Annotated in this window: 14 protein-coding genes; 10 read left to right on the plus strand and 4 right to left on the minus strand. The window is 51.4% G+C overall.

The window, feature by feature from the left end; all coding sequences use genetic code 11:
- Positions 1-70: 70 nt before the first annotated feature.
- The 6 genes from purM to OMP95_RS09995 are packed head-to-tail and all read left to right on the plus strand — an operon-like array spanning position 71 to position 5,073.
- Positions 71-1,129 carry a phosphoribosylformylglycinamidine cyclo-ligase gene (gene purM / locus OMP95_RS09970; protein WP_266328376.1) on the plus strand — a complete coding sequence of 353 codons (1,059 nt, stop codon included), beginning with the start codon at positions 71-73 and terminating at the stop codon, positions 1,127-1,129.
- On the plus strand, positions 1,129-1,710 hold the full coding sequence (gene purN, locus OMP95_RS09975) for a phosphoribosylglycinamide formyltransferase (RefSeq protein ID WP_266328378.1): 582 nt from the start codon (positions 1,129-1,131) through the stop codon (positions 1,708-1,710). The genes purM and purN overlap by 1 nt, the downstream gene beginning before the upstream one ends.
- A gap of 10 nt (positions 1,711-1,720) precedes the next feature.
- Positions 1,721-2,479, plus strand: coding sequence for a DUF3108 domain-containing protein (locus OMP95_RS09980; protein WP_266328380.1), 759 nt, complete (start codon positions 1,721-1,723; stop codon positions 2,477-2,479).
- A gap of 2 nt (positions 2,480-2,481) precedes the next feature.
- A complete protein-coding gene (locus OMP95_RS09985; RefSeq protein WP_266328382.1) occupies positions 2,482-3,084 on the plus strand; it encodes an NUDIX domain-containing protein in 603 nt (200 codons plus the stop codon).
- Positions 3,085-3,109: 25 nt separating this feature from the next.
- On the plus strand, positions 3,110-3,676 hold the full coding sequence (locus OMP95_RS09990; protein WP_266328384.1) for a glycine cleavage system protein R: 567 nt from the start codon (positions 3,110-3,112) through the stop codon (positions 3,674-3,676).
- A gap of 23 nt (positions 3,677-3,699) precedes the next feature.
- Positions 3,700-5,073 (plus strand): PFL family protein, encoded by a 1,374-nt coding sequence (locus OMP95_RS09995; RefSeq protein WP_266328386.1) that lies wholly within the window; start codon positions 3,700-3,702, stop codon positions 5,071-5,073.
- A gap of 9 nt (positions 5,074-5,082) precedes the next feature.
- Here OMP95_RS09995 and OMP95_RS10000 read toward each other — a convergent pair whose 3' ends face one another.
- From OMP95_RS10000 to OMP95_RS10015, 4 genes are all read right to left on the minus strand, one after another.
- Entirely contained in the window at positions 5,083-5,517 is a 435-nt protein-coding gene (locus OMP95_RS10000; protein ID WP_266328388.1) for a PGPGW domain-containing protein, read from the minus strand.
- 194 nt (positions 5,518-5,711) lie between these two features.
- A complete protein-coding gene (locus OMP95_RS10005; RefSeq protein ID WP_266328390.1) occupies positions 5,712-6,620 on the minus strand; it encodes a D-hexose-6-phosphate mutarotase in 909 nt (302 codons plus the stop codon).
- A gap of 86 nt (positions 6,621-6,706) precedes the next feature.
- Entirely contained in the window at positions 6,707-7,189 is a 483-nt protein-coding gene (locus OMP95_RS10010) for an FKBP-type peptidyl-prolyl cis-trans isomerase (RefSeq protein WP_266328392.1), read from the minus strand.
- An 84-nt stretch (positions 7,190-7,273) separates the two neighbouring features.
- Entirely contained in the window at positions 7,274-7,450 is a 177-nt protein-coding gene (locus OMP95_RS10015; protein WP_416234646.1) for an isocitrate/isopropylmalate family dehydrogenase, read from the minus strand.
- Between the two features lie 159 nt (positions 7,451-7,609).
- On the opposite strand from OMP95_RS10015, the gene OMP95_RS10020 reads away from it, so the two are divergent.
- The 4 genes from OMP95_RS10020 to OMP95_RS10035 form a co-directional block, all read left to right on the plus strand.
- Positions 7,610-8,308 (plus strand): pseudouridine synthase, encoded by a 699-nt coding sequence (locus tag OMP95_RS10020; RefSeq protein ID WP_266328394.1) that lies wholly within the window; start codon positions 7,610-7,612, stop codon positions 8,306-8,308.
- The gene (locus OMP95_RS10025) at positions 8,229-8,609 is read left to right on the plus strand and encodes an NUDIX hydrolase (protein ID WP_266328396.1); all 381 of its coding nucleotides are present in this window, start codon (positions 8,229-8,231) and stop codon (positions 8,607-8,609) included. The genes OMP95_RS10020 and OMP95_RS10025 overlap by 80 nt, the downstream gene beginning before the upstream one ends.
- 2 nt (positions 8,610-8,611) lie before the next feature.
- Positions 8,612-9,715 carry a tRNA 2-thiouridine(34) synthase MnmA gene (gene mnmA, locus OMP95_RS10030; RefSeq protein ID WP_266328397.1) on the plus strand — a complete coding sequence of 368 codons (1,104 nt, stop codon included), beginning with the start codon at positions 8,612-8,614 and terminating at the stop codon, positions 9,713-9,715.
- The coding region (locus OMP95_RS10035; RefSeq protein ID WP_266328398.1) for a DUF489 family protein at positions 9,712-9,877 on the plus strand (166 nt) is incomplete at its 3' end. The genes mnmA and OMP95_RS10035, both read left to right, overlap by 4 nt.

Consider the following 9,877-nt stretch of genomic DNA (forward strand, 5'->3'; position numbering starts at 1 on the left):
TATTTTCAAACAGTAACGTAATCTGCGCGATTTTAATCAGACCATCCTTTATCATTTTCAGGAATTAACAATGACAGACAGCGCGGATTCTTCTCGCACCTCTCTCAGCTATCGTGATGCCGGAGTCGATATCGAAGCCGGTAACGCATTGGTCGACCGCATCAAACCGCATGCAGCCAAAACCCGTCGTCCCGGTGTGATGGCCGGATTAGGCGGCTTCGGCAGTTTATTTGAACTGCCGGTCGATCGTTACAAACACCCGGTGCTGGTATCCGGTACCGATGGCGTCGGCACCAAACTGCGGTTGGCTATCGAATCCGGCATCCACAACACGATTGGTATCGATCTGGTTGCCATGTGTGTTAACGATATCGCTGTTCTGGGTGCTGAGCCCCTGTTTTTCCTCGACTACTATGCCACCGGCAAACTTGATATTGATGTTGCCGAATCGGTTGTTTCCGGTATCGCAGAAGGCTGTTTGCAGGCCGGCGCGGCACTGGTCGGCGGCGAAACAGCTGAAATGCCCAGCATGTATGAAGCCGGTGATTACGATCTGGCCGGTTTTTGTGTCGGTGTGGTCGAAAAAGACGCGGTTATCGATGGCAGCCAGGTCGCCGTTGGCGACAAACTGATTGGCCTTGCTTCTTCCGGTCCCCACTCCAATGGTTATTCGCTGATTCGTAAGATTCTTGAACGCAGCGGTGAAGCGCTTACTGCTGAATTTGACGGCAGCACGCTGGGTGGACACCTGCTGGCACCAACAAGAATTTACGTTAAATCATTGCTACAACTTACTGAAAAAATTAATATTCATGCCCTTTCACATATCACTGGTGGTGGCTTGCTGGAAAATATTCCGCGGGTATTGCCGGAAGGCGTGAAAGCCGTTATCGATGCCAACAGCTGGCAACGTCCCGCCATTTTCGACTGGTTGCAACAACAGGGTAATGTTGAGGATCAGGAAATGTATCGCACCTTCAACAACGGTATCGGCATGGTGGTGGTGGTGGCAGACAATGACGCACAACAAACGTTGGATCTGCTCAATGCTGCCGGTGAAACAGCCTGGCTGATTGGCCAGATAGCGGCGGCTGAAGCTGATGATGCCGTAGTGGTTGTAAATAACTGATGACCGAACATTGTACAAAACCCAGACTGGTTATTCTGATATCCGGTCGCGGCAGCAATATGCGCTCAATTATTGATGCAATGACAGCCGGGGAACTGGACGTGGATATTGTCGCAGTGATCAGCAACCGGCCGGATGCGGCCGGTCTGCAATTTGCCCGGGATGCCGGTATTGAAACCGCGGTCATTGATCACAAAGCCTTCGCCAGCCGCGAAAGCTTTGATCAGGCGCTGGCTGCCAAAATCGATGAGTTCGAACCTTCCTTTGTGGTGCTGGCCGGATTCATGCGCATTCTGACTGCTGAATTTGTTGGGCACTTTGCCGGTAAGTTGCTCAATATTCATCCTTCCCTGCTACCCAAATTCAAAGGCCTGCATACGCACCAGCGGGCAATTGATGCCGGAGAAACCGAGCATGGTGCCAGTGTGCACTTTGTCACAGCAGAGCTGGATGATGGTCCGGTAATATTGCAAGCCAAAGTACCGGTCTATAAAGATGATGACGCCGATACTTTGGCAGCCAGAGTGCTGGAACAGGAACATTTGCTCTACCCTGCTGCCATAAAGAAATTGCTCACTTAACGGGTTAATTATGTTGCGAATAATCAGCTATATCCTGCTTCTGGCCCTGCCTATGGGGGCATTCGCAATGGATATTCCTGATTTCTCTGCCAATTATCAGGTCAAGCTCAACGGTATTCAGGCCGGTGAGCTTAAACGCACATTAACTACGGAACAGGACGGTCTGAGGCGATTTACTTCCAGCAGCCAGGCCAGCGGCGTATTTTCGTTTTTCAAACCGGATGTGATTAAAGAAACCAGTCTCTGGTCCATGGTTAAAGGTCAGGTTCAACCGCAGCAATACCGGTATCAGCGCAAAGGCGGTAAAAAAGATAAAAACCTGCATGTGGACTTTGACTGGAACAAACGCATTGCCAGCATTGACGATCAGAAACATCCGTGGCAGCTGAAAATTGAACCGGAGACCCTTGATAAACTCGTCTACCAAATCAGTCTGATGCAGGATCTGGCTCAGGGACTAAAGCAGTTTGACTACCGGATTGCAGATGGCGGCAGGCTGAAAACCTATCGGATTGAAGTACTCGGGGAAGAACTCATTACCACACCGATGGGCCAGATCAAAACGGTCAAGCTCACCCGTCATCGTGAAGCTCCCAAAGATCGGGAAACCACGCTCTGGTGCGCCCCTGCGCTCAACTACCTGCCGGTGAAGTTGGAGCATACCGAGGATGATACGGTATTTACCGCGCTGATTCGCAAGCTGAAAGGCATTGATGTAGAGCAGGCATTTACCCCTTTGCAAGCTACCCAAGCCATTAAATCACCATAATCATGAGCCGCAAACAATTTAATATTATCAGTGAAGAAACACCGTTTAAAGGATTCTTCAGCGTCAAAAAATATACGGTTGAACACACCCTCTACCAGGGGGGCTGGAGTGCACCGCTGAGCCGCGAAGTATTTCATCGCGGTAACTGTGTTGCGGTCATTCTCTATGACCCACACCGTGACGAGGTTGTTATCATCGAACAGTTCCGGATTGGTGCTATTCAAAAAGCACCGGAACAAGCCTGGTTGCTGGAAATTGTAGCCGGTGCCATGGAAGATGGCGAAACGGCAGAAGATGTCGCCCGTCGCGAAGCTGTGGAAGAGTCAGGTTGTGAAATTCAGGAACTGATTAAAATCAATGAGTTTTTCACCTCACCGGGGGGCACATCGGAATTACTGACGCTGTTTTGTGGCAAGGTCGATGCCAGTCGGGCCGGTGGTATACATGGGCTTGATCATGAAGATGAAGATATTGCCGTCAGTGCCATGAAATTTGACAAGCTCTATCAACTGCTGCAACAAGGCCGTATCATTTCGGCAATACCGATTATTGCTATCCAGTGGCTGTACATTAATCGGGATAAACTACGCCAACAATGGACCTGAGTGTTAACTCAAACAAGGAAACATCGTGAACAAGGTACTGATATCCGTTCTGGGCAGCGATCAGCCCGGCATCATGGCTGCTGTCGCCACGGTAATTAACGACCGCGAAGGCAATATCGAAAACTTGAGCCAGACATTACTGAAATCCGTGTTCGGCGCGCTGCTGCTGGTTTCGGTACCGGAACAGGAACGTCCCGAAGACTTACAGCAGGCTTTGCGAGAAGCCTGTGCCGACATGGGGCTGTTCATTCATGTCAACACCTGGAATGAACAGGAAACGCCATGGCAGACAAACAGACCTGAGGTGCAGCCCTATATCCTCTCGGTCATTGGGCCTGACCGTCGCGGTATCGTCGCTGAAGTTGCGACCCAACTGGCGCACCATGGTGTCAATATCACCAATATTCAGGCGATCTTCAAGGGCGGAAATAATCCGATGGACAATCTGATGATCTTCGAACTCGACGTGCCACGGGCAACCGTAATGCAAGACCTGCGTGACGTGCTTCAGACAGTTGCCGGCCGCCTCGGCATAGAAATCGATATCCAACATCGCAAGATCTTCGAATCCGTGAGCAATATTAGTAATTAATCGCCGTTTTCAGGAAACCCAACATGCTCAACGAAAAAGACATTATCTCCACCTTATTGATGGTCAGGGAAGAAAACCTCGACCTGCGCACCGTTACCGTCGGCATCAATCTCACCGACTGTGTCAGTGATGATCTCAACACGTTCAAACGCAAGATCTACGACAAGATCACCGGCTATGCCGGCCAATTGGTCTCAGCCTGTAACCGTATCGAGCGGCGCTATGGCATTGAAGTCGCTAACAAGCGCATTGCCGTCAGCCCTATTGGCGTAGTGGGCGCGCCGTTCAGTGCCGATCAGCTGGTCGAAGTGGCATTGACATTGGACAAGGCGGCTATCGAACTTGGCGTCGACTTTATCGGCGGCTTCAGCGCGCTGGTGGAAAAAGGCATGAGCCGCGGCGACCAAGCCCTGATCGAAGCCATTCCGCAGGCCCTGACACAAAGCCAGCGCGTCTGCGCGTCGGTTAACGTCGCCAGCACCCGTGCCGGGATCAATATGGATGCCATTATCCGCATGGGTCAAGTCGTGAAAGAGGCGGCAGAACTGACCGCAGAGGATGATGGTCTGGCAGCGGCGAAACTGGTGGTGTTTGCCAATATTCCGCAGGATGTGCCGTTCATGGCAGGCGCCTACCTGGGCATCGGTGAGCCCGATGCTGTTGTCAGTGTCGGTGTCAGCGGTCCCGGCGTCGTCAAAGCAGCACTGGAAAAAGCACTGGCTGATGAAGGTCAGATTGATTTGAGCCGCGCTGCCGATGTCATCAAACAGACTGCCGCACGCCTGACTCGCGCCGGCGAACTGGTCGGCCGCGAAGTGGCGCAACTGCTGAAACTGCCATTCGGCATTGTCGATCTGTCACTGGCGCCTACGCCCAACCGCAACGACAGTGTGGGCGAAATTTTCGAGGCAATCGGCTTGCCGGCCTTCGGTGCACCGGGCAGTACTGCATTTCTAGCCATGCTCAATGATGCGGTCAAAAAAGGCGGCGCTTTTGCCAGCTCTCATGTCGGTGGTCTGAGCGGCGCTTTCATCCCGGTCTGTGAAGACTTAACCATTGCCGAGTCCGTCGCCAACGGCACTCTGAACCTGGAAAAACTTGAAGCGATGACGGCGGTCTGTTCCGTAGGGCTGGACATGGTAGCAGTGCCGGGTGATACCTCGGCGGAAATGCTGTCTGCGATCATTGCCGATGAAATGGCTATCGGCGTCATCAACAAGAAAACCACTGCTGCCCGCCTTATTCCGGCTCCGGGCAAAAAAGCCGGCGACATGGTGCGTTTCGGCGGCCTGCTGGGTGAAGGTCCGGTGATGGCGGTCAATATGGGCAAGCAGGAAAACCGTTTTGTCCGGCTCGGTGGCCGCATTCCAGCCCCGATCCAAAGCCTGGTCAATTAAGGAGTCTGTTTATTCAAGGCCATCGAATCTTAACGGTGGCCTTCCTGATCTGCGCCGCAACCAGTTTACTGCGTTTCTCACCGACGGCCGTCGAACCAACCAGCGCTCCAGCCTATACTTGCCGGGAAAATTCAGCAGCAAAATGCCGATAAACATGGTCACCAGACCCTGCCCCGGCAGAAACAGCATCCCAATGCCGAGCAAGAGGAAAAACAGGCCGATAACATTTTTCAGGACAAGCACAATCCAGCGGATCACCACATGCCGATGTGCCCATGGTAGGGGATGGCGCTTTTCCTCTGAAAAATAATCAACGGGAATGCGTACCACCAAGAACGGGATCAAGACCATTGAGGCGAACAGGGACAACACGCTGAGTGCCCCCAGTGTCCACAACAGGGCCTCGTTATTCCAGATCTGCTCTACAATCGCGTACAGAGACAACCACCTTAAAAAATTGACACGATACCCCCATGTGTATCGTGGAAGGCAAAGCCAGGTGTTTAGTCCCACCCAGCGATGATTTTAGTGAACGGAGTACTGGCGCACTATCGAGTATCCCCCCAGGTTAATCGACAACACAGCAAGGCTGGCATATTGGAACCGACTAGACTCGCATTGTATGTGCCGATACGGGACTATTCCTGGGAGTCGACGAGCTTGTAGCTGACTCTGGTATTGTGGGCCCCGCCAGGTGCAATGATCACGCTGTTGGCAAGGGCATTAGCCGACTCGACACAGATAAACTGCTGGTAATCACTTTCTGACATATCGCATAAGGTCGCGCCCTTGTCCCACGGATTCCAGACCACGACATTTTCAGCGCCTATCTGTTCAATCTCGATTTGACGATTCAACACTTCATCGACGATGCGTAACTTGTTAGGCGCGTTGAGATAAACCCTGTCGGTTTCTCCTTGCGCGGTGATATCACCGGTTTGTTTGCGACGCTCAAAGCCCACGGTTTTGTCGAGGTATTCCAGCCCGTCCAGGCCTGAAATACGGATCTTGTTGATATCGCCGACAAGGAAATAACTGTGCAATGCCTTGGATATCGTAAACGGGATATCGCCCTTGTTTTCAGTAGTCAGGGAAATCTTCACACTGTCACCGATGTGGATTTTTTTGCGCAGCCTGAACTCGCAAGGCCACCACTGTTTGCTGGTCGCTGTCGTTTCCAGCCCCAGGGTGATTTCAGCATTATCATCATGAAGCTGACAGTCCAGCACGTCCCAGAACAGGTTGCGGGCAAAGCCGTGCGCCTGCCGGCCCAGATTGCCGGGGTCATCACCAAACCAGGGCCAGCAAAGCGGTACGCCGCCTCTGATAGCTTTACCCTGCTGATAAATTGCCGTTTTACTGAGATAAAACAGATCATGCTCGGCTTTTGCGGGCTTGTACGATAGCAATTGGCCACCATAAAGCGCCACTGTTGCGGTGGCGCGTGAAGTGGCAATATCAATTAAAGGCATGCCGGACGGGCCGTCAATAAATTTCAGCCCGTCCTGTTTGCCAAACAAACGATTCAGCGTAGTTAGACTTTGCATTTGACTGTCCCCAAACAGAAAGACGGACAATTATGCCCGTCTTCCCTAGACTTCGGATACCCGTCTGTTGCGGAACGGGTATTCGATTAATGTTGGTGACCACCTTCACCATGAACATGACCATGCTCCAATTCTTCAGCACTGGCTTCACGTACTTCGCGGATAGTCACATCAAAATTCAGATGAACACCTGCCAGCGGATGGTTACCATCTACAGTAACTGTTTCATCTTTAATGTCAACCACAGTAACCAGCACCGGGCCTTGTTCAGTCTCAGACTGGAACTGCATACCAACCTGCACATCGTCAACACCACTGAACAGTTCGCGCGGTACATCCTGCTTCAGTTGTTCGTGGCGGTCGCCATAAGCTTTGGCAGGTTCAATGCTGGCTTTCACTTCATCACCGGCTTCTTTGCCGTTCAACGCTTCTTCCAGGCCCGGAATAATATTACCGGCGCCATGCAGATAAGCCAGCGGACCCGCTCCTTCCGAGCTGTCAATAACGCTACCGTCATTATCTGTCAGCGTGTAGTCGATAACAACGACTTTATTCTCTGCAACTTTCATTTAAAAATTCCTCACATATTTTGGATTACAGCTGCAGCATAATCACTACAACTTAAGGCTTCGACGCCAACTGTTTCAGCCAAATCACAGGTAACCTGCGATTGCGAAATAGCGCCAGGAGACACCAGCAACTACTAAATCAGCGGCCTCTGTCCAGCCCAAGTGACGTAATAGCATTTCTGCTGACAATATTAATGATGACGGATTTGCCATATTTTTACCAGCCAGCGCTGGTGCAGTACCATGTGTTGCTTCAAACATGGCAACGGCATTCTCCGGTACACTGGATACCCAATCAACCTCAAAATGGCGGTGTCAGAGCCACTTTCAGGTTGATCGGGTATGCCCAAAAGCCACGCAGGCCCGCCCCTGATTTCACAAATGTAATATTTTACCATCAATTACCAGCCAGCTACTAATATGACCCGACTTATCCTGTTCAATAAGCCTTATGATGTTTTGACCCAATTTACCGATACGGCTGGTCGGCAGACATTAAAAGATTATATTGATATCGAAGGTATTTACCCGGCTGGTCGTCTGGATCGAGACAGTGAAGGTCTGGTGCTGCTGACCGACTCTGGTCCCTTGCAACATCAGATTGCCAACCCACGCTTTAAACTGGAAAAGACGTATTGGGTGCAGGTCGAGCATATCCCCGATCACGCTGCACTGCAACGGTTGCAGCAAGGTGTGGAACTGAAAGACGGTATGACTTTGCCTGCCCAGGCACGCTTGATTGAACCGCCGGCAGTCTGGCCCCGCACCCCGCCTATCAGGGAACGCAAAGCCATTCCCACCCAATGGCTGGAACTGAAAATCCGTGAAGGCCGTAACCGACAGGTACGGCGGATGACTGCAGCAGTCGGCCATCCGACACTAAGGTTGATACGCTATGCCGTCGGTGACTGGACTCTGGATAACTTGCAGCCCGGACAATGGCGAGCAGTGTCAACAACGGACATGATAAAATGGTTGGATGATTTGGACACCCCGAACCACCGTCGCCGCCGTGATCGAACAAAACCATCGATTTCTGATGGTGGAAGAAAAGATCGACGGCAAAATGCAGCTCAACCAGCCCGCCGGTCATCTCGAGTCCGGAGAAAGCCTGATTGAGGCGGTGATTCGTGAAACCCGCGAAGAAACAGCCTGGCTGTTTGAACCACAGTCACTGGTCGGTATCTACCGCTGGCAACATCCGCAAAAAGGCGATACCTATATGCGCTTTTGCTTTTGCGGTCAGGGAGTTCAGCATGATGCATCACAGCCGTTAGACGATGATATCCATCAGGCTTTGTGGTTAAATTTTGAACAAATCGAAGCAAGACAGTCAGAATTGCGCAGCCCGCTGGTAATGGCGTGTTTGCAGGATTACCTGGCCGGGCATCGCTTCTCTCTTGATATTTTGCATAATTGAATATGTCTGATAATAAAAAAGTAGTGGTCGGTCTTTCCGGCGGTGTTGACTCATCGGTTGCAGCCTTGTTGCTCAAACAGCAACACGCTGAAGTCGAAGGCCTGTTTATGAAGAACTGGGTCGATTTTGCCGATGAAAGCGAATGCACGATTGAAGAAGATCGTAAAGATGCGATGTCAGTGGCTGAAACCGTGGGCGTCGACTTCCATGAAGCCAATTTTGCGATGGAATACTGGGATTATGTGTTCAAACATTTTCTCAATGAATACCGCGCCGGCCGCACGCCCAACCCGGACATACTCTGTAACCGCGAAATTAAGTTCAAAGCTTTTCTCGAACATGCGATGGAACTCGGTGGTGTGCTGATCGCTACCGGTCATTATGCCCGCGTTGAAGAGCGTGACGGAAAATATCACCTGCTAAAAGGTAAAGATCACAATAAAGATCAGAGTTATTTTCTGTACACGCTGGGTCAGGAACAATTATCCCGTACTTTGTTCCCGTTAGGTGAACTGCCTAAAACCGAGGTGCGTCGGATTGCCGAACAGGCCGGTTTTATCAATCATGACAAGAAAGACAGCACAGGGATCTGCTTTATCGGCGAACGGCGTTTTCGTGAATTCTTAAGTCGCTATATTCCGGCACAACCCGGAGACATGCAAACCCCAGAAGGTGAAAAAATCGGTGAACATGCCGGTTTAATGTATTACACCCTGGGACAGCGCCAGGGGCTGGGCATCGGTGGTCGTAAAAACAGTAGTGGTGAACCCTGGTTTGTCGCTGGTAAAGATATGAAAAACCGCATTTTGTATGTGGTTCAGGGCGACCATCCCTGGTTATGGAGCCAAAATCTTAAGGCTGAACAACTGTCCTGGGTAGCCGGCCATGCTCCCGAGTTCCCCTGCCGGGCTGCAGCCAAAACGCGTTATCGGCAACCGGATCAGCCTTGCACCATCAGCCAGGATGAAAACGGCCTAATTCAGGTTGAATTCGATCATAAACAACGGGCAGTTACCCCCGGACAATCTGTTGTCTTCTATCAGGGAGATGATTGTCTCGGTGGCGGTATTATCGTCAGCACAGACGCACCAGGAATGCACCCATGAATATCAGTCCCCGACAGAGAGATCGCACTATTGCACTGGCTGCGGTGGTGCAGGCTGCATCACTGGTGAAACAGATTGCCGAAACCGGTCAGGTCGATCAGGCTGAACTGGAAACCATGCTCAACAGCCTGGTTGTTGAAAATGCCGCTACCACTGAAGCCG

Source organism: Methylophaga sp. OBS4 (assembly GCF_026319305.1).
Classification (GTDB): Bacteria; Pseudomonadota; Gammaproteobacteria; order Nitrosococcales; family Methylophagaceae; genus Methylophaga.